18 protein-coding genes are annotated in these 19,324 nt (G+C 46.0%); all 18 read right to left on the bottom strand.

Translation table 11 applies throughout. The features are described from left to right. Positions 1-4 precede the first annotated feature (4 nt). The 18 genes from trpS to mraZ all read right to left on the bottom strand — a co-directional run bounded on the left by trpS (position 5) and on the right by mraZ (position 19,225). Positions 5-1,066, bottom strand: a complete 1,062-nt coding sequence (trpS, locus tag HMPREF9193_RS08645; RefSeq protein WP_021687737.1) for a tryptophan--tRNA ligase — start codon at positions 1,064-1,066, stop codon at positions 5-7. Between the two features lie 146 nt (positions 1,067-1,212). Beyond that, entirely contained in the window at positions 1,213-2,343 is a 1,131-nt protein-coding gene (locus HMPREF9193_RS08650) for a formylglycine-generating enzyme family protein (RefSeq protein ID WP_021687738.1), read from the bottom strand. After that, on the bottom strand, positions 2,336-3,169 hold the full coding sequence (locus tag HMPREF9193_RS08655; RefSeq protein ID WP_021687739.1) for an SDR family oxidoreductase: 834 nt from the start codon (positions 3,167-3,169) through the stop codon (positions 2,336-2,338). The genes HMPREF9193_RS08650 and HMPREF9193_RS08655 overlap by 8 nt, the downstream gene beginning before the upstream one ends. Before the next feature lie 12 nt (positions 3,170-3,181). Then, the gene (gene hslU, locus HMPREF9193_RS08660; protein WP_021687740.1) at positions 3,182-4,786 is read right to left on the bottom strand and encodes an ATP-dependent protease ATPase subunit HslU; all 1,605 of its coding nucleotides are present in this window, start codon (positions 4,784-4,786) and stop codon (positions 3,182-3,184) included. Continuing rightward, on the bottom strand, positions 4,787-5,326 hold the full coding sequence (gene hslV / locus HMPREF9193_RS08665) for an ATP-dependent protease subunit HslV (protein ID WP_021687741.1): 540 nt from the start codon (positions 5,324-5,326) through the stop codon (positions 4,787-4,789). Positions 5,327-5,358: 32 nt separating this feature from the next. Beyond that, positions 5,359-6,300: a tyrosine-type recombinase/integrase gene (locus HMPREF9193_RS08670; protein WP_021687742.1), complete on the bottom strand. Its 942-nt coding sequence runs from the start codon at positions 6,298-6,300 to the stop codon at positions 5,359-5,361. Next, complete coding sequence (gene topA / locus HMPREF9193_RS08675; RefSeq protein ID WP_021687743.1) at positions 6,297-8,447, bottom strand: type I DNA topoisomerase; 2,151 nt, start codon at positions 8,445-8,447, stop codon at positions 6,297-6,299. Before topA ends, HMPREF9193_RS08670 begins: the two co-directional genes overlap by 4 nt. A 17-nt stretch (positions 8,448-8,464) precedes the next feature. Further along, the gene (gene dprA / locus HMPREF9193_RS08680) at positions 8,465-9,391 is read right to left on the bottom strand and encodes a DNA-processing protein DprA (RefSeq protein ID WP_021687744.1); all 927 of its coding nucleotides are present in this window, start codon (positions 9,389-9,391) and stop codon (positions 8,465-8,467) included. Positions 9,392-9,395: 4 nt separating this feature from the next. Further along, positions 9,396-10,142, bottom strand: coding sequence for a tetratricopeptide repeat protein (locus HMPREF9193_RS08685; RefSeq protein WP_021687745.1), 747 nt, complete (start codon positions 10,140-10,142; stop codon positions 9,396-9,398). A 100-nt stretch (positions 10,143-10,242) separates the two neighbouring features. After that, positions 10,243-11,169, bottom strand: a complete 927-nt coding sequence (locus HMPREF9193_RS08690) for a tyrosine recombinase (RefSeq protein WP_021687746.1) — start codon at positions 11,167-11,169, stop codon at positions 10,243-10,245. Between the two features lie 3 nt (positions 11,170-11,172). After that, on the bottom strand, positions 11,173-12,501 hold the full coding sequence (gene ftsZ / locus HMPREF9193_RS08695) for a cell division protein FtsZ (RefSeq protein ID WP_021687747.1): 1,329 nt from the start codon (positions 12,499-12,501) through the stop codon (positions 11,173-11,175). 195 nt (positions 12,502-12,696) lie between these two features. Continuing rightward, positions 12,697-13,950, bottom strand: a complete 1,254-nt coding sequence (gene ftsA / locus HMPREF9193_RS08700) for a cell division protein FtsA (RefSeq protein WP_021687748.1) — start codon at positions 13,948-13,950, stop codon at positions 12,697-12,699. Between the two features lie 18 nt (positions 13,951-13,968). Next, on the bottom strand, positions 13,969-14,814 hold the full coding sequence (locus HMPREF9193_RS08705; protein WP_021687749.1) for a cell division protein FtsQ/DivIB: 846 nt from the start codon (positions 14,812-14,814) through the stop codon (positions 13,969-13,971). Further along, positions 14,807-15,964 (bottom strand): peptidoglycan glycosyltransferase FtsW, encoded by a 1,158-nt coding sequence (locus HMPREF9193_RS08710; RefSeq protein ID WP_021687750.1) that lies wholly within the window; start codon positions 15,962-15,964, stop codon positions 14,807-14,809. Before HMPREF9193_RS08710 ends, HMPREF9193_RS08705 begins: the two co-directional genes overlap by 8 nt. Continuing rightward, entirely contained in the window at positions 15,955-17,451 is a 1,497-nt protein-coding gene (locus HMPREF9193_RS08715) for a UDP-N-acetylmuramoyl-tripeptide--D-alanyl-D-alanine ligase (RefSeq protein ID WP_021687751.1), read from the bottom strand. Before HMPREF9193_RS08715 ends, HMPREF9193_RS08710 begins: the two co-directional genes overlap by 10 nt. After that, entirely contained in the window at positions 17,452-17,775 is a 324-nt protein-coding gene (locus tag HMPREF9193_RS08720) for a cell division protein FtsL (RefSeq protein ID WP_051306052.1), read from the bottom strand. A 10-nt stretch (positions 17,776-17,785) separates the two neighbouring features. Further along, positions 17,786-18,754 (bottom strand): 16S rRNA (cytosine(1402)-N(4))-methyltransferase RsmH, encoded by a 969-nt coding sequence (rsmH, locus tag HMPREF9193_RS08725; RefSeq protein WP_021687753.1) that lies wholly within the window; start codon positions 18,752-18,754, stop codon positions 17,786-17,788. 27 nt (positions 18,755-18,781) lie between these two features. Next, complete coding sequence (mraZ, locus tag HMPREF9193_RS08730) at positions 18,782-19,225, bottom strand: division/cell wall cluster transcriptional repressor MraZ (RefSeq protein ID WP_021687754.1); 444 nt, start codon at positions 19,223-19,225, stop codon at positions 18,782-18,784. Positions 19,226-19,324: the final 99 nt, after the last annotated feature.

The raw sequence follows: 19,324 nt of genomic DNA on the forward strand, positions 1-19,324 counted from the left end.
TCCTTTAAATGCACATATTCATAACAGCGCGCACTTGTTCCAAAGTTTCGCATGCCGTTTTTTGTGCAGTTTCGGCTCCGTCGAGCAGCACTTTGCGGATATAGGCAGGGTCGGCTTCCAAGCGTTTGCGTTCAGCGCGCAACGGGCGCAGCGTTTCGTTCAAAGCTTCGCTGAGCATCTTTTTAAGCATACCGCCGCCGCCGTCGCCTATTTTTTGTGCAACGGCAGAGGGATCTTCTCCCGTACACAAAGACAAAAGCATCAGTAAATTTGCAACTTCCGGACGTTTTTCCGGATCGTAGGTAATAAAACGCTGCGAATCGGTTTTTGCTTTTTTTATTAAAGCAGCCGTTTCGTCTTCGCTTGCCGAAAGCATAATCGCATTGCCGCGGCTTTTACTCATTTTTTGACTGCCGTCCAAGCCCAAAATCGACGGTGTTTTACTGAGCAAAGCTTCCGGTTCGGGGAAGAGTGGCTTTTTTGCACAAAATTTTTCGTTAAAGCGGCGGGCTATTGTGCGCGTCAACTCCAAGTGCGGCAGCTGATCTTTTCCCACCGGCACAACCGTCGCTTTGCAAAACAATATGTCGCATGCTTGGTGCACCGGATAGGTATACATGCCCGCATTTACGCTTTTTAAACCTGCCGAAACGATTTCTTCTTTTACCGTAGGATTGCGGTTTAATTCGGCATTGGTCACAAGCGCTAAAAAAGGCAGCATAAGCTGATTTGCTTGCGGAATATAGCTGTGCGGAAAAATAACGACGTCTTTTGAAGGCACAATGCCCGATGCTAAATAGTCTATAGTCAGCTGCTTTACATTTTGCGATATTTCACCGAATGCATCGTGATCGGTTAACACTTGATAATCGGCAATGACGATATACGTGGGAATGCCCATTTTGGCAAGACGCACTCTGTTTTGCAAAGAACCGAAATAATGCCCGATGTGCAGCCGTCCGGTAGGGCGGTCGCCGGTGAGCACCCGATAATTTTTAGGATGTTTTTGAATATCTGCTTCCAGTTTTTTGCTTCGTTCTAAAGCCGCTTTATATGTATCCGACATAGTAACCTCAACGGCAAGTATAGCAAAAAATATAACATATTGGAAGCGTCAGTAGCGGCACGGATGCCGCCGATTCCACGCAGTAGTGAGTTTCAGCCGCAGCTGAAACTCATAGTGAAAACTGCACTCATGACGTGCAGTTTTCATCAGGGGCGGCAAGCCAACCGCAAGCCAACACCTCTTTGACTGATGCCGTTGGTCGGGTAGCTCCAGCCCCGCCACACACGATTGACGGACCCCACCTCGTTGTACCAGCTGCCGCTACGCATGATGCGGTTAGGACCGAAAGCGCCCCCCGCGTAGTCTTCCGGCAACGGATCGGGCAAAGTGCCTGGGTCCCAGCACCATTCCCATACATTCCCGCTCATGTCGTAAAGCCCGTAGCCGTTCGGCAGCTTTTTCTTTACTTCATGCGACTTATCTTCACTGTTTTTTTTGTACCACGCATACTCACCAAGTTTGTCTTCTTCATCCGTTCCTGCCCATCTGTCCTCAGTGCCGCCCTTGGCAGCCCATTCCCATTCAGCCTCAGTCGGCAATCGGAACCCTTTTTTATTCATTTTCATGACAGGTACTTTTTCTGCCGCTGCATCGGTCGTGCTGTAGGTATGACCGCCAACCGTGTATACGCACTCGCTGTCAGAGCCTCCATTCACTTTCTTGGTAAGCTCATTGCAAAATACTATACAATCATACCAACTTACACTCTCTACCGGGCGCTTTGCCTGTTCTTCGCCGCTTGCAGGATTATTCTTATACCGACTAGGGTTCTCCCCCATCACTGCCTGCCACAGCTCCTGTGTTACTTCGATCTCTCCGATCCGGTAGGCGGAAAGGCTTACCGTGTGCAGCGGATTAGTGCTGTTATCGTTGTGCCCTACAGTCTTGTTCTTTACGGCGGCGATCTTTTTCATCGTAAAGTTCACTCCGCCAACCGTGTATGTTTTATCGGCAGATGCAGGTGGCTGGGGTTCTTTCGGTGCTGCCGCATTGGGGCAGGCAGTAAAGACCAGTGCTGCGCCGAGCGTCAGTGTGATAAGTGCTGCTGTGATGAGCGCTGCTCTCGTATTCAATTCACACCGTTTTTCAAAGGAGGATGCCCCCCCTGGAAACCATACATTTGTATAGTTTTTTTTGTTTTTGTCATACAATTCTCCTGTATATAAATAGTGTGCTTTTAGACCGCTTCGGACAGCGGTTAAGCTACTTTTATGCAGTATACCACATTCCCCGGAAAAAACCAATTTTTTTGAGGATTTTTTTAAGAATTTATGCAATATTTTCCCTGTTTTTATACATCATCAGCAACTTGGAATATGCATACAAAAGGTTCGGAAACAAACGTGTAAGACGGTACACCAGTTTTGATGTAAAACCGGGAATAATTAAAAATTTTTTACGTTTAACGCCGCGCAATATGGCATACGCTGTTTTTTCAGCACTAAGCGGTTTGATTGAACCGGCAATGCGCTTGGTTATATCCGGCTTGGTAAGGTTTTCATTTGCCAATTGCGGAGTATCAGTGTCCGGCGGCAAAACAAGGGAAACATGTATAGCGCGGCATAACAATTCACAGCGTAAAACTTCGGTAAATCCGGTAACGGCATATTTTGCAGCGCCGTATGCAGTATAGCCGTATACACCCATAACACCCGCCATCGAAGAAATATTGACTATATGCGCGCCTTTTTGCATATGCGGTACAAAATGCTTTACCGTTAAAACCGTTCCCAAATAATCGATGTCGCTTACCAGCCGGTATTCGTCAGAATCGATATCTTCCATTTTTTTACAAACGGATATACCGGCACAGTTAAACAAAAAATCGATAGTTCCTTGTGATGTTTGCGCTGCCTGTGCTGCCGCATGTACGCAAAAATCGGCAAACTGTGCAATCGATTTTTCATCGGCAACATCAACTCGGCATGAATGCACAAACTGCCCCGCGATCGCATACGATGCCAAATCCGCACATGCCTTGTCAAGCGAATGTGTTTGTCTGGATCCGATAATAACGTTCCAGCCGTTTTTTACACACGCTTTTGCTAAAGCTTTTCCTATACCGCTTGAACCGCCGGTAATAACGGCGCATAGATTTTGCATATAAAAATCACGCTATAAAATATATTTGGACAAATCTTGATTTTGTACAATGTCCTTTAGACGCTCGTCGACATAAGAGCCGGTAATTTCAACCGTTTCGCCGGAATGTTCGTCTGCTGTAAAAGACAAGTCTTCCAAAAGGGTTTCCATAATGGTATGCAGCCGGCGCGCACCTATGTTTTCCATACGGGAATTGGTATCCGCTGCAAGGGCGCTCATTCTTTCTATCGCTTCTTCGGTAAAGGTTATAGTAAGGTTTTCGGTTCCCAAAAGTGCCGTATACTGACGGGTTAGTGCATTTTTGGGCTCGGTTAAAATACGCTGAAAATCCTGCGCATTTAAAGAATCCAACTCCACGCGTAACGGAAAGCGCCCTTGCAGCTCCGGTATCAAATCGGACGGCTTTGATAAATTAAACGCGCCGGCTGCAATAAACAGTATGTGCGTCGTATCGATAACACCGTATTTGGTATTTACGGTCGAACCTTCTACAATCGGTAAAATATCGCGCTGCACGCCTTCGCGCGATACGTCGGCACTGCCGCGGTTGTTTCCCTGAACGGCTATTTTATCGATTTCATCGATAAAAATAATTCCCATCTGTTCAACGCGCTCTTTTGCTTGTTCGGCGGCTTTGTCGGGGTCGGTCATACGATCGAGCTGATCTTCAAGCAGTATGCGCCGCGCTTCGGCAACGCTTACCGTCCTTTTTTTAGTCCGTGATCCGGTAAGCAGCGAAGAAATATTTTGCATAGCGCTTTCCATATCTTCCATATTGCCGCCGGCAATAATTTCCATAGAAGGCATACGTTGTTTTTTTTGAACGGTTACTTCTATGGGACGGTCTTCCAATTTACCTTCACGAAGCATTGTGCGAAACTTTTCGCGCGTACTGCCGCTGTTTGTATCTTTAGCCGAAGCGCCGTCTGCAGCGGCACTTGAGCGCGTATGCTCTCCGGCGGAAATGGCAGCCGATGCGCCATCTGCAGCCGACAAAACCGGCTCACTTGTAGCACTTGTACCGCTGCCGCTGTTGTCTGCACTGCCGTTAGCGGCGGCACCGGTTTCAGTATTTACAGCGTTTTTATCGGATGAAACATCCACACCGAATACGTTAAACGGCAGTACAAAACCGTTTGATTCGGCTTTTGCTTGCCCCGCTGCAGACTGTTTTGTTTTTCCGCTTCCCGGCAGTAAAAGATCCAATAATTCTTCTTCTACCCGCTCTTGGGCGGCGTTTTTTAATTTTTCCTGCATTTCGGCTTTTACCATATTGTAGCCGACCGCCATTAAATCGCGTATCATAGATTCCACGTCGCGCCCGACATAGCCTACTTCGGTATACTTTGTCGCTTCAACTTTTAAAAACGGCGCACCGCATAATTTTGCAAGACGGCGCGCTATTTCAGTTTTTCCTACCCCGGTAGGTCCTATCATCAATATGTTTTTAGGCGCAATTTCGTCGCGGATTTCCTGCGGCAATTTTAAACGGCGCGTACGGTTTCTTAATGCTATTGCAACCGATTTTTTTGCTTTTTTTTGCCCGATAATGTATGTATCCAGTTTTTCAACTATTTGTTTCGGTGTCAGCGTTTCCAACGCGGTTTCCGTACTCATTTATAATTCCTCCGCAGTAATGTTAGCGTTTGTATATATGCAGATATCTCCTGCGATTTTAAGACTTTTTTTAGCTATGTCTAAAGCGCTTAATTCGGAAGATTCCATGTATGCCAAAGCTGCCGCATAAGCATAATTGCCGCCCGAACCGATGGCAAGCACATCATTTTCAGGTTCTATAACATCCCCGTTACCCGAAATCAGCAGAATTTTATCACGGCTTGCAACCAAAAGCAGCGCTTCCAAATTGCGCAGCGCTTTATCGGTACGCCATATTTTTGCAAGTTCCACTGCAGAACGAACGATGTCTCCTGAATATTCTTGCAGTTTCATTTCAAATTTATCAAACAAATTGAATGCATCCGCCGTAGCTCCGGCAAAACCGATAATCACTTTGCCTTCGTAGATTTTACGCACCTTGCGCGCATTGCCTTTCATAACGGTTTCGCCCATCGTTACTTGCCCGTCTCCTGCCATAGCGATATGCCCGTTGCGTTTTACGGCAATAACCGTAGTACTGCGAATCTTTTTACTATTCATTGGTGCCTCTTTTATAACCTCGTTTGTTTTTTTTATTTTGTACCGTGCGGGTGCGCACGGTTGTACAATGCTTTTAATTGTGCAGTAGTTACATGGGTATAGCGCTGCGTAGTGGAAATACTGGAATGACCGAGCATTTCCTGCACTGTCCGTATGTCCGCTCCCGCGCCTATCATAGCGGTTGCAAACGTGTGTCTAAAAACGTGAGGCGATACGTGACGGTTTGTACCTTCGGCAGACGAATAGCGGCTTATAATAAAGCGGATACCGCGTACTGAAAGGTTTGTTCCTTTGCAGTTAATAAACAAAGCTGCAGGATTTTTTCCCGCTTGCAGCAAACCCAATTCACGCAAACGTTTTTCGCGTTCTTGCATATACCGTTTAAGAGAAACCACCGCGTCGTGCGAAAAAAACACCCGCCTGTCTTTGCCGCCCTTACCTCGCACTAAAGCGGAATCCTGCAAAGCCGAAAGATCCTCAAGTTTTATGCCGGCGATTTCGGAAACGCGGCAGCCCGAAGAATACAACATTTCAAACAAAGCATTGTCGCGTTCTGCCCACAACAAAGGATTGTCAATCGGACAGCGGCATAAATCATCGACTTCGGCGGCATTCATAAATTTGGGAACGCGCACCGGCTGTTTAACCGTTTTTAATTCGGCTGCCGGATCTATTTTAATATAATCAAATCGGCGGCAATAGGCAAAAAAATTACGGACTGCCGCTATAAAGCGATTTATACTTGAAGCCGCTTTTTTATCCCGGGAAAGCTGTCCTATGCACGAGCGAAGATCTGAGGTTTGCACGCTACACACCGGTGCACTTCCGGTAAAATTTGCATTTACAGCGGACAGTATGCGCAGCATTTGAGATAAATCGCGCCGATATGCTTGCACCGAATGCGCCGATAAACCGCGAACACCGTCTTGCCATGCAAGAAATTCTTCGATTAAATCATCTAATGTATCGCTCATTCGTCCTTATCTTTACCGGCAAAATTTTCCTGTACATCGTCATCGGCGGTATGCAGATAATCGCATTCCGGATTGATGCACGATTTATACGTACCGCGTTTTTTGTCATATTTTTCAACTAAAAACTGACCGCATTTCGGACACTGTGCATTAATCGGTTTAAAATGACTGATAAAATCGCATTCCGGATAATTGGTACACCCGTAAAATTCTTTTCCTCTGCCCTTTGTTTTTCTGGCAACGATTTCTCCGTTGCAGCCCGGACGCGGACATTTTGCCAAAGGAACCGAACGGGTATTGCGGCATTCGGGGAAACCGGAGCAAGCTAAAAAGTAACCGAAACGTCCCAGTTTTTTTATCATCGGTTTACCGCACAGTTCGCATACTTTGTCGGTAGGTTCGTCCATCGTTCCTTTATAACTTTCAAGTGTTGCCATAACGTCTTCCACACGGTTGTGAAACGGCGCATAAAAATCGCTCATCATTTGCGTCCACTTAACGGTATTTTCTTCAACTTGATCGAGCTTTTGTTCTATTTCGGCGGTAAAGTTTTCGTTTATAACTTCGGGAAACGAGTCTACCAAAATATCGTTTATAATTCTGCCCAAAGCGGTCGGCACAAGCTGGCGGTTGTTGCGCGTAACGTAATAGCGGTCTAAAAGAACCGATATAATCGGGGCATAGGTTGAAGGGCGTCCGATACCTTTTTCTTCGAGGGTTTTTACGATTGAAGCGTCGGTATAGCGCGCAGGTCCTTGTGTAAAGTGTTGGGCAGGAGAAAATCCTGCAATTTCCAATTTTTCGCCAACTTTAAGGGACGGCACCCGCGAAGAGTTTTCTTCTTTTGAAGACAAAAGCTTGATAACGCTATAAAAACCTTTTTCTACAATTTTTCCGGAAGAAATATGAAAGACTGCCTCTCCTGCTTTAATGTCGAGGGCAAGGGTGCGGCTTTTTGCATTTTTCATTTGGCTGGATACAAAGGCTTCCCAAATAATCGTATACAAACGCAGCTGGTCGCGGTTTAAATATTTTTTTACGTAATCGGGAGTATAGGAAGTGTATGTCGGACGTATAGCTTCGTGTGCGTCTTGAGCCTTTGCCCCCACGCTGTAGTGAATGGCTTGCTCAGGTAATTCATTGGGAAAATTTTCTTGCAGCCAATGACGCACATCGTCTATAGCCGTTTGCGATATACGCACCGAGTCGGTACGCATGTAAGTAATAAGACCGACGCGGCTTGAACCGATATTTACGCCCTCGTACAATTGCTGGGCGATTTGCATGGTTTTGCGCGAGGTAAAGCCGAGTTTGTTTGCCGCCGCTTGCTGTAATTTTGACGTAGTAAAAGGGGCTTTCGGCTTTAATATGCGTTCGCTTGTTTTTATGTCGGCAACTTCAGCTTCGCAGCCTTTTAATTGCGCAACAATTTCCTGAACTGAGCGCTCTGACGGCAGAGATGGTTTTTCTCCCTTGTATTGCGTCAATTCCGCAGTAAAAGCGGTTTTACCTTTTTTAAATTCTGCTTCAAGCGACCAATACTCTTCGGGTAAAAAACTTTCAACTTCTTTTTCGCGCTCGCACAATAAGCGCAAAGCAACCGATTGTACCCGTCCTGCAGAAAGACCGTTTTTTACTTTTTTCCACAAAAGCGGCGACAAATTATAACCGACAAGCCGGTCAAGTACGCGGCGCGCTTTTTGTGCGTTTACTTTAAACTCGTCGATATCGGACGGGTGCGCAACCGCTTCTTTTATGGCAATCGGCGTTATTTCATTAAATACAATACGCTTTATCGTCGCATTCGTTTTTGCACTTAGCGAATTGCGCAAATGCCACGCAATAGCTTCTCCTTCGCGGTCATTATCGCTTGCCAGCAGTACTTCGTCCGCTTTTTTTGCGTCTTTTTGCAAATCCTTGAGTATCGGAGCGCGGCCGCGCACGGTTATATATTCCGGTTCAAAATTCTTTTCTATATTTACTGCCATGCGCGATTTGGGCAAATCGATTAAATGTCCCATGGAAGCTTTTACCGTATAGCCTGAGCCCAAATATTTTTCGATCGTTTTCGCTTTTGCAGGCGACTCCACTATAATAAGAGCGGAATGTTCTTTTTTGCTTTTTTTCGCTCCCGTTTTTGCTGCCATAATAACTCCCCTAACTCCTATTTTATAAGTTTTATAACGTCAGCGGCACACGAAATAAACGAAGCTCCTTCGTCTATATACTGTGAAACCCTGCGCGCATTCTTTTTTGTGCTGCGTAAGGCAAGGCTCCGATCCGCAGCTTTTTCATACTCCGAAGCGCACGAATGAAAACACAGCTCACGGTTTTGTTCGAGCGCAAAATCGGCGGTAATAAGCGCCCCTGAGCCCGGAGGAGCTTCCACTACAACTGTTACCGGACTTAATGCCGATATAATACGGTTTCGCTGCGGAAAATGCCATTTTTCAGGCGGCGTCCCGGGGGCATATTCGCTTACAATACAGCCGCTGTTTTTAAGCAAAGCGGCTGCAAGCGTTTTATTTGCAGCAGGCGTAACCGTATCCACTCCGGAACCGAGCACCGCCGCCGTTTTTCCGTTTTCCGCTTGCAAAGCACCCGCATGCGCACACGCGTCCGTTCCCAGTGCAAGTCCGGATACAACCGTAAACCCTGCAGCTGCAAATTCGCAAGCAAGGTCTTTGGTATGCCGCATACCCAAACCCGTCGGTCGGCGTGTTCCGACTATCGATACGCACGGCATATTTAACACGCTCATATTTCCGCGGTAAAACAATGCATACGGCGGATCGTATATTTCTTTAAGCAAAGCAGGATAACTCTCGTCGTCGTAAAACACCGCTTGAATGCCGAACGCTTCCATAATACGCACATCGTGCAAAGCCTGTTCTTCCATACTGCTTTGCTTTTGCTCCGTCTGCCACAAGCGGCTGTTAATCACCCTGCCGACCGCCAAAGAAAGATCATCTATAGAAAGTAACGCAAGGCGGGACACTGTGTCAAGTTTTTTTTCAAGTATCTTTTTTTCTTCGGTATTTAGAAAACTTAAGCGGCTAATCGCCGTACGCAGCAAAAATCTATCGTTCATGTTTTCACTCGGGTGAAGCGTATAAAGCGTCCAATACCGTTTTTTTATTAGCTTCGGCTTCGCCAATTTTTACTTTGTCTTTTGATGTTTTTATAATACGCTCATAGATATCGGCTGCAGCTTGATAGTCGTATAACATATAGTACGCACGGGCAAGCACAAACAAAGCGTCGGTGTGTCCTGTATCTATAGTTAAAAGCCGCTGTAAAAACGGAACAGCTTCGCCAGGACGGTTTAATTCAAATACGTACAGCACCGCAAGGGCATACAGCGAGCGCACAAAGCCCGGTTCAAGTTCCAGCGAACGCTTATAAGCCGATTCGGCAAGCGCCAAATACGAAGCGCGTTTTGCAGTGGAGCCTGAAGCGTTGTAATCAAGTTCTGCTTTTGCCATATACCCTGCACAAATACCCACATAATAGTATAGATTTTGATTGTCCGGATGATAGCGCACCGACTCTTGAAAACAGTCTAAAGCTTTACCGTACATACGGTTATCCAAATAGCGCACACCCAGTATTTTATACCAAATACCGATTTGATTTTCGGCAGCCATTATATCTTCCACGCGCTGACGATATTTTTGAATGGCAACGGTAATTTCTTCTTCCGTTTGCGGATGCGATACGCCTTCTTCCAAAGATTGCATGCGTTTTATGTATTTAACATTCGCTCGGCATGCGCTAAAAAACAAAAGCACACAACATGCCGACAAAATGCCTGTTAGCCGTATAACTTCCTTTATTTTCATTATAAAAAATATGGCTTATATTTACGCTTGTGTCAAGGTTTCGTTTGCTATTGACGAGTTTCGTTGGTTGCTTTGGTTTAGTTTGCTGTTTGACGGATTTTCAATCGGCGCCTCTGCGGTGCGCGGGGAAAAAGCGCGTGTGGTAGTCGTGCAGCGCTTTATCGTCTATATGCGTGTATATTTGCGTAGTGGAAAGGTCTGCATGACCGAGCAATTCTTGAACGCTTCGTAAATCGGCGCCGCCTGCAAGCAAGTGAGTTGCAAACGAGTGGCGCAGCGTATGCACTTTTGCCGTAACGCCCGAAAGCGCTTCCAACTCTTGAAAGCGCTTCCAAATACCTTTGCGCGAAAAACGGTTTCCTCTCCGATTTACAAACAGCCAAGGAACAGCGCGCTTACCGGTAAAAACAGATCTTCCGTTTTCAAGCCAATCGGCAATGCAGCGTTCGGCTTGCGCACCGAAAGGTACTAAGCGCTCTTTATCGCCTTTGCCGCGCACCCACAGTATGCGCTCCGCCAAGTGTACGTTTTGCAGTTCCAAATTTGCAACTTCGCTTATGCGAAGCCCCGACGAATACACCAGTTCAAACAACGCACGATCGCGTAATCCCAAAGGCGAAGTAAGGTCTATAACCGAAAGCAGTTTTTCTATTTGTTCTACGGAAAGTACTTTGGGAAGCCGCCGCTTTGCCCGGGGACGCTGCAGCAAAAGCGCAATGTTTTCGCTCCATATTCCGCTCCGTGTTAAAAACACACCGAATGAGCGGATTGCCGATATGTCTTTTGCAACGGTTAATTCATCGGCGCCGCTTGCACCTTTTTGTCCTGCTTTGCGCTCTACCAAATAATGCAGTAAATTTTGAATAGACAGCCGCTCATAAGCAATCGATGCACGATCGCACCAATCGAGTAATTCTTTAACGGCAATTTTATACGTTTGCGCGGTTAAAACGCTTTTGCGTTCTACGGTAATTAAATCGTCGTAAAAACGGTCAAGAACGGAAAAAAAAGAAAGCGTTTCCGCCATACGTCAATCGTCGTTTAAGTTAATACGGTTTGAACGCACGCATGCCGGAATTTCAAGATCCTCTTGCCCCTTAAACAGCGAAAAACTGCGCTTTGTATCGTCTGCAACCGACGACAAGGGCGCTTTTGCTCCGGAAAGCTGCGTTGCAGCTCCCGTATGAGGCTGAGTTGAAGAAACGCTTTGTGAGTGTGAAGACAGCGGGTGCAAAGAAGAAGTACTTGCCGCCGAAGCGGAAGAAGCGGCTTTGGAACCGTGTCCTATGGTTTCCCACTGACTGTAAGACACTAAATTGCCTTCAGGGGCACTGCTTCGCTCAAACGAAGAGCGCACGGGAGAATCAAAGGAATACCCGGTGCTTGCGGGAAATCCGGTGGCGATAACGGTTACCGCTACAGCGTCTCCCATAGAAGAATCTATAGTTTGACCGTAGATAATGTGTACTTCAGGATCCGCGGTTTGACTTATCGTATCGACTATTTCATTTGTTTCGGCAAGCGAAAGCGTATCGCCGCTGGTAATGTTTACCAAAATATTTTTTGCGCCTTCTATGTGAGAATCTTCAAGCAAAGGATTGTTTATAGCTGCCGTTGCAGCGTCTACCGCTCTGTTTTCTCCTTCTCCTTTACCGACGCCTAAAATAGCGTCTCCCTTACCTTCCATTGTTGTACGCACATCGGCAAAATCGATATTTACTTCGCCCGGCTGCGTTATCAAATCGGAAATTCCCTGAACCCCCTGACGGAGCACATCGTCTGCAATTAAAAACGCTTGTTTTATCGGCGTAGTTTTATCTACAATGCGCAATAAATTTTGATTGGGAATAACGATAAGCGTATCCACTTGTTCGTGCAGCTTGGCAATGCCTTCGTCGGCAAGCCGCATTTTTACCTTGCCTTCAAAATCAAAAGGTTTGGTAACAACGCCCACGGTTAATGCGCCGTTTTCTTTTGCGGCTTTTGCTATAATGGGTGCAGCTCCCGTTCCGGTTCCGCCGCCCATACCTGCCGTTACAAACACCATATCGGCGCCTTTAAGCATATTTGCAATCGTATCTATATCTTCTTCGGCAGCTTGCTCGCCGATTTCCGGTTTACCGCCGGCACCCAAACCGCCGGTTAATTTTGAACCGATACCTATTTTTTTAGGGGCACGCGATCCGGAAAGCGCTTGTAAATCGGTATTTGCGACAATAAATTCGACATTTTTTATGCCGGCATCTATCATTCTGTTTACCGCATTGGAACCGCCGCCGCCGACTCCGATTACTTTAATAACAGTCGGATTAGCGGCTTTTTCACCGATTTTGTCATCAACTATGGAAAAATCAATCATATATAACTCCCGTCCCGGCTTGCCCACCCCGGACTAATTTATAGATCAGTGTATACTGTATACCACTTCGCAATACATTTCAATATGTGCATAAGCTTATCTTAAAAGCCGGTTAGTTTTTTTTACAAGCTGCCGTTTTTAAAATCACGGAAGCTGTCTAAAACTTAAAATTTGCAGTCAAGCCGATGTAGTTTTTTAAAAAAACTCTTTAAACCAGCCGCCTATGCTTCGCAGCACGGACCCCTTGTCGTTTTCGCCGCCTTTTCCGTGTTTTTTTGCGCTTTCGCCGCTGTGCCGCACTCTGTTTGTTTCGGCGGTTAATAAGCCTATAACGGTGGAAAATTCCGGCGAACGATAGGTTTCAACCGGACCGCCGTAATTGGTAGGCTGTGCAATGCGCACGTTATCCGTTTTAAATTCTTTTGATGCAAGTTCGGCAATGCCCGGCAGCAGAGCCCCGCCGCCTGCAAGAATAACGCTTCCGCTTAACCTTTGCTTTTTTACTTGTTCAGGCAGCTTTTGGCGTACCATAGCAAAAATTTCTTCAATACGCGGCTGAATTATTGCACATATTTCGCGCCGGGAAACAACTTGGGGCGGGTTTCCGCCTATACCGGGAATAACGACTTCTTCATCCGCCCCTATAAGCGGCTCCCAACAACAGCCCGACGTTTTTTTTATTTTTTCCGCAGTATCGTAAGAAATACCGCGCACTAAAGAAATATCGTTGGTTACCAAACTTCCGCCGACGGGAACCGATACCGCACACAAAGGTGAACCTTCGGCAAGCACAAGCACATCGGTAGTTCCGCCGCCCAAATCCAAAACAATAGAACCCAATTCTTTTTCTTCGTCGGTAACAACCGCTTGGGCAGAAGAAAGCGTTTTAAGCATAACAGCGTTTACCGTGTAGCCTGCCCGCGAAATACAACGCAAAAGATTTTGAGTAGAAGTTCCTGACGAAGTGATAATGCATACTTCGGCTTCTAAACGCACGCCGAGCATATTCATCGGGTCTTTTATGCCGCTTTGCCCGTCTACAATGTATGAACGGGGTATAACATGCAAAATATGACGGTCGAGCGGAATATTAATTGCGCGCGAAGCCTCTATTACGCGCTCGATATCGGCTCCATTTATTTCGCGGCTGCCGCGTGTTTTAGTCGTTATGGCAACCAAGCCTTTGGAAATAAGACTTTCGATTTGACCGCCGCCGATAGCCGTTATGCACGAGTCGACTTCTCTTCCCGCCATCATTTCCGCGTTTTCAACGGCGGTTTTTATAGACTTCATAGTAGATTCTATATTAACGATAAGACCTGCACGCAACCCGGTAGATACCGCGCTTCCGATTCCCGTTATTAAAAGCGAACCGTCTTCCCCGTATTCACCGATAACCGCGCGCACATTGCTGGTGCCGATATCGATACCCACCGCTATGTCGTTCACAAAAACCTCCCGAACGTTTTATAAATTCATTTTATACGACACGGAACCGTAACGCAAATCCACTTCGTTTACATCCGGCTCTATGCTGTTTATTACGTCCAACACAACCATCATATATTGCAGCGTTTTTTCGCTCAAATTACGGTCGGTAAGCACACGTGTTTTTGAATGCAAAGGATACAAAGTCAGTTCATAGTTGTCGTATTCTTTCGGCAGCACCCGGATTTCGGAAATAGCCGAAAAATATACCGCATTCGTTTTTTGAATCTCGGCGATTTGCTCCAAAAGCGATCGGAATTTAGTGTTTACCCTCACGCCGTCGCCAAGCGAATCCAATTCCAAACCCGTTATAAGGGGTACGGAAGACGAAGCACTTGCCGCATTCGACTTAAATAGTACTCCATTTTTGTCGATTTGAACAGATACCGTCTTGCCTTCAATTTGCACAAAGCTTATGGCAACGGGTACGCGCTCTTTTACCGTTACAAAAATTCTGTTGGGAAAACGTTTTTCCACCGACACGCTTTCTACCGAACCGTAAGAAGCTATTTGAGAGGCGGCAAGAGCGGTATCAAAGCCTATCCACTGCGTACCGCAGCGAAGCGACAGGGTACGCCCCAATTCGGAAGCTTGCAGCGTTTTTAAGCCGCTAAAAGTAACTTGTACTTCGTTTAAGCAGGGAATTACCACCAAATAAATGATGCCCTCAATTAAAAGAACTGCGCCGAGCAAACACAGCAAAAGTTTTAAAACCTTTGTTTTTTCCTTGTTTTTGCGCCGCTGATGAGCGCGCTCGGCAGTTTCAACCGGCGCACGGTACAGTTCAAAATCTTCAAAATCGGAATATGCGTAATTGTTACTCATACAAGATTTCCGCCTCTTCTTCGTTTTTATATCGGGATACGTTTATTAAAATACCGCACAGGCATAAAGTTATCAGTATTGAAGAGCCGCCGGATGAAAAAAACGGCAGCGGGATTCCGGTAGCCGGAAGCAAACCGCTTACAACGGCAATATTGACAAGCGATTGCATAACGATGGCAAGGGCACAGCCGAATGCCGTTAAGCTTTTAAAACGGTCGGTACACGCAAAAGCGATTGCAAAAGAACGATAGGCAAAAAAACCGAGCAGTACCATATACAGCACCACACCTATAAAACCCATCGCTTCTGCCCAGCCGGCAAAAATAAAGTCTGCTTGTACTTCAGGTATAGCATTAATCCGTTCCATTCCGCCGAAGCCTTGACCGAAAAAACCGCCAGCGCTGACAGCTCTGCGAGACACTATAATTTGATAGTTAAGTCCGTTTATGTCGAATTCGGGGCGCAAAAATGCAATAAGCCGGTTAACGCGGTACGCTTCGGTAAAAATAAAAAGTACGCTTATCGGAACGGCAAACAAAGCGAATATAGCAAACCAATATATTTTAACGCCGGCTATAAAAAACATAATAAGACCGGTTAAAAGCAAAAACACTGCAGTGGAAAAATCGTCTTGCAAAAATACTATCAGTACAAAAGCAAATAAACCGACCGCCGCAGGATACACCGACAACATGGGATTGTCGAGCCTGTCATGTTTTTTTTCGAATAAATTCGCTAAAAACAGTATAACCGCAAGTTTTGCCGCTTCGGAAGGCTGAAATGTGGAAAACAGAGGAAGCCGTATCCAACGGCGCGCTCCGTTGCGCTCCACTCCGATACCGGGCAAAAAGGTAAGCAAACACAGTATAAAAATGCTTATTACCAAAACGGGAAGTATTTTGCGTAGTACGGCGGTATCCAATTTGGCAAATACAAACAAAAATACGAAACCGAGCGCTATACTTATCGATTGGCGTTTGATAAAATACAAGGGATCGCCGAATATGCGAGATGCGTAACTTGCAGAAGTAATGTACAGCGTTATTAAACCCAAACCGAGCAGTAAAACAATGGATGCGGCAAGACCTGAGTCCGTGCGCATAATACCGACGGGGCGCTGCGCCGATATAAAAAAGTTATTTACGCGCATTCTTTTACCCCCTCGTTAAACAGCACGGCAAGTCGTTCAAGACGCAAAGAACGCGATGCTTTAATTAACACCAAATCCCCGCTGTGCGCCAGTGACTGTAATAAAGAGGCGTTTTCAGCGCAAGCGGCTTGGTCGGCACAAGGTATAACAACAAGCTTTTTACCGCCGCCGTAGTTTTGTACCGACGGGCAAGAAGCAAAATTTGCCCCCACAAAAACAAGCGTTTGCGCGCTGCACAAAAGCGCATAAGAGGCAATTTTTTCGTGTGCGGCGGCGCTTTCGTTTCCGAGTTCCATCATATCGCCCAATATCAGCATTTTTTTACCCTGCCACTCCAGCGAATCAAAAAACTCGACGGCAGCCGCCATAGAATCCGGATTTGCATTATAACAATCGCGGACAACGGTTATATCGCCTTTTAAAATCTCGGTTCTGCCGAACAAGGGACGTACGCTTTGCAAACCCGCTTGTATTTGTTCCGGCGTTAAACCGAAAAAATCGCCTATTGCAACGGCGGCGCATGCATTTTTAAAATTATGGGAGCCGCACAGCGGAAAATCTATGCGTAACCCTTTGTACGTAAAGCGCGTTCCTTCAAGAGCGCACGGGCACACGTTTTCGATGCCGTAAACGGCGGAAGGACCGAACTTGTGCACGGTTCCCAACACGCCTTTTGTTAAAAAATCTTTATACGGCTCGTCCGCATACACAAAAGCGTTGCACTCGCTTGTAAAATTAGAAAAGATTTGTTTTTTTTGCTCAGCTATTTTATCCGTGCTGCCGAGAATACCGATATGGGCGGTACCTATGTTTGTAATAAGCGCAGTTTGAGGAAAAAGCACATCGGCAAGTTCTTTGATTTCTCCGGCACGGTTCATGCCCAATTCAAACACGCCGATTTCGTGTTCTTTTTTTATGCGGAACACCGAAAGCGGCAATCCCGTTTCGGAATTAAAGTTACCCTCATTCATTATTACGTTATAGCGCTGCGAAAGAACGGCAGCCACGCACTCTTTTGCCGTCGTTTTACCGTTTGAACCGGTAATGCCGATTTTTTGCAAACGCGGAAATTTGCGCACATAGCAAGCGGCAGCTTTTTGCAAAGCATGCATCGTGTTTTTAACTTCAATAACATACACGCCTTGCTGCGCAAGTTTTTTATACAGGACTTCAAACGACGAAAGAGAAGAGTTTTGCACCAAAATAACGGAAGCACCTTTTTGAGCGGCTTCGGCGACATATTCGTGACCGTCACATTTTTCACCGATTAACGGAACAAACAGCGTATTTTTTTCTATCGCTCTGCTGTCCGTCGAAACTGAGGTAAAACAAAACTGCAGACTCTGCTCTTTTTTAGGCATATCAGAGGCACCGAGTACATCCGGCGAAGCGGATGCATTCGCCATCAGCCCCGGCAAAGCAAAAAGACTGCCGTCGACTGCAAAGAGAAGTTCATCCAAACTAAGCAAAGAACACGCTTCGCTCATTCAGCGCCCTCCCTTCTTTTTTTGAGAATCTTCTCCGATACGTACTTGCACGCGTACTATTTCATCGCTTTGTGCCGGATGCATATCCAAATCTTCAATTGCGATTTTTTCTATACGCGACGAAGAAGACAATACGCCGATATCGGTTATCAATGTTTTATTGCTTTCGATAAGATCGTTTTGTGTTTTTTCAAGATTTTTAAACTGCCGTTCAAGCTGCATATAGCGGTGCCCCTGAAAACTTTGAATTGCGAGCAAAGCGGGTATACACAAAGCAAGCAGCATAAAAGCAGCGTCTTTACAAAATAACTTTATACGTTTCAACACAAAACTCCTATAATTTACATATACAGCGCAGTTTTGCGCTGCGCGACGGCGGATTTTTTTGTATTTCGTCCGCATCGGCGGCAACCGGCTTACGGGTAAGAGAGCGCGCTTTTGTTTTGCCCCCGCATTTACATATCGGCTGTTCCGGCGGACAAGTACAGTGTTTCTCCAAATCCTTAAAATACCGTTTTACGATTTTATCTTCCAAAGAATGAAAGGTTATTACCCCCATTTTTCCGCCTGTTTTTAAAACGGCAAAAGCGTCGCTCAATGCTTGTTCCAACTTATCCAATTCACCGTTTACCGCTATGCGCAGCGCTTGAAAAGTTTTTGTAGCAGGATGAATAAAACCGTGCCGGTATGCGCCCGGTACCGCTTGATACACACATTCTGCCAATTGTTTTGCCGTAATAAAGGGAGCACAGCGGCGGTGCAATACAATTGCTTTAGCTATACGCCTGCTGTAACGCTCTTGTGCAAAATTAAACAGCACATCCGCCAATTCGTTTTCATTTAAACCGTTTACCAAATCGGCAGCGTTTTTTTCCTGTTCCGGATTAAGGCGCATATCGAGTTTTTCATCGCTGCGGAACGAAAAGCCGCGCCCGGAACATTCATAGTGAAACACAGATATTCCCAAATCAAATAAAATAATATCGGGTCGCGCCAAAGAAGAAGGATACTGTGCATAAAAATCGGTAAACCACCCGTTATAAAACGACATCCTGTCACCGAAAACACTTAAGCGCTCGCGGGCGCGTTTTTGAATTTGAGCGTCCGCATCCAAACCCATAATACGAAGCGAGGGAAAACGATTTAAAAAAGCAAAAGAATGACCGCCCTCACCCAAAGTAGAATCTATCATAAGGGGAGTATCGCACGCGGCAGTACCGTTGACTTCGGGAGACAAAAGCTCCAGCGTTTCTTTAAGAAGAACCGGTGTGTGAACATACTGTGTATTTTCAGTTGCGGTCATGCCGCTTCCCCTCCCCGTTTTGCGAGCCTACAAGTGAATGGCGCTTAAGCCTTCGGCAGCTTCTTTAAAGCTTAAATCGGTTTCCGCTAAATACTGTTCGTAACGCTCGGCGTCCCACAGTTCCATATATTTATTCACTCCCATAATCACACAATCTTTTACCAAGCCCGCATGCTCGCGTAAGCTTTGCGGAATGGACAATCTTCCGGCTTTATCGAATTCGACTTCTTGTGCCGGAGCAATTAAATGGCGCAATACCAAGCGGGAATCTTTATTAAACGGAGAAGCGCTTTCCATTAACTTTTGGGAAAAATTCTTCCACTCGCTGCTCGTATACAGCCACAAACAGCCGTCGAGTCCCTGCGTTATCATGAGAACATTTTCCGTTAATACAGTACGCAAACGCGCCGGAAACAAAATCCGGCCTTTTTCATCAAGCGTATTGCGGTACTCACCCGTCAGCAATTCCATGCCACACTCTACCACTTATTACCACTAATTACCACTTTTTAACATTCTATCCCAAAAAAAGCCGAATATCAACTTAAAAACAAAAAAAAGTTAAAAAAA

The sequence above is a fragment of the Treponema lecithinolyticum ATCC 700332 genome, assembly GCA_000468055.1.
GTDB lineage: Bacteria > Spirochaetota > Spirochaetia > Treponematales > Treponemataceae > Treponema_C > Treponema_C lecithinolyticum.

Bases quoted from the DNA above. Each gene is read 5' to 3' on its own strand.
- HMPREF9193_RS08670 (WP_021687742.1), bottom strand. From the start codon at position 6,300: ATGAGCGATACATTAGATGATTTAATCGAAGAATTTCTTGCATGGCAA.
- HMPREF9193_RS08690 (WP_021687746.1), bottom strand. From the start codon at position 11,169: ATGGCGGAAACGCTTTCTTTTTTTTCCGTTCTTGACCGTTTTTACGAC.
- rsmH (WP_021687753.1), bottom strand. From the start codon at position 18,754: ATGACCGCAACTGAAAATACACAGTATGTTCACACACCGGTTCTTCTT.
- topA (WP_021687743.1), bottom strand. From the start codon at position 8,447: ATGGCAGCAAAAACGGGAGCGAAAAAAAGCAAAAAAGAACATTCCGCT.
- hslV (WP_021687741.1), bottom strand. From the start codon at position 5,326: ATGAATAGTAAAAAGATTCGCAGTACTACGGTTATTGCCGTAAAACGC.
- HMPREF9193_RS08685 (WP_021687745.1), bottom strand. From the start codon at position 10,142: ATGAAAATAAAGGAAGTTATACGGCTAACAGGCATTTTGTCGGCATGT.
- trpS (WP_021687737.1), bottom strand. From the start codon at position 1,066: ATGTCGGATACATATAAAGCGGCTTTAGAACGAAGCAAAAAACTGGAA.
- ftsZ (WP_021687747.1), bottom strand. From the start codon at position 12,501: ATGATTGATTTTTCCATAGTTGATGACAAAATCGGTGAAAAAGCCGCT.
- HMPREF9193_RS08715 (WP_021687751.1), bottom strand. From the start codon at position 17,451: ATGAGCGAAGCGTGTTCTTTGCTTAGTTTGGATGAACTTCTCTTTGCA.
- HMPREF9193_RS08705 (WP_021687749.1), bottom strand. From the start codon at position 14,814: ATGAGTAACAATTACGCATATTCCGATTTTGAAGATTTTGAACTGTAC.
- hslU (WP_021687740.1), bottom strand. From the start codon at position 4,786: ATGAGTACGGAAACCGCGTTGGAAACGCTGACACCGAAACAAATAGTT.
- dprA (WP_021687744.1), bottom strand. From the start codon at position 9,391: ATGAACGATAGATTTTTGCTGCGTACGGCGATTAGCCGCTTAAGTTTT.
- HMPREF9193_RS08710 (WP_021687750.1), bottom strand. From the start codon at position 15,964: ATGCGCGTAAATAACTTTTTTATATCGGCGCAGCGCCCCGTCGGTATT.
- HMPREF9193_RS08655 (WP_021687739.1), bottom strand. From the start codon at position 3,169: ATGCAAAATCTATGCGCCGTTATTACCGGCGGTTCAAGCGGTATAGGA.
- mraZ (WP_021687754.1), bottom strand. From the start codon at position 19,225: ATGGAATTGCTGACGGGTGAGTACCGCAATACGCTTGATGAAAAAGGC.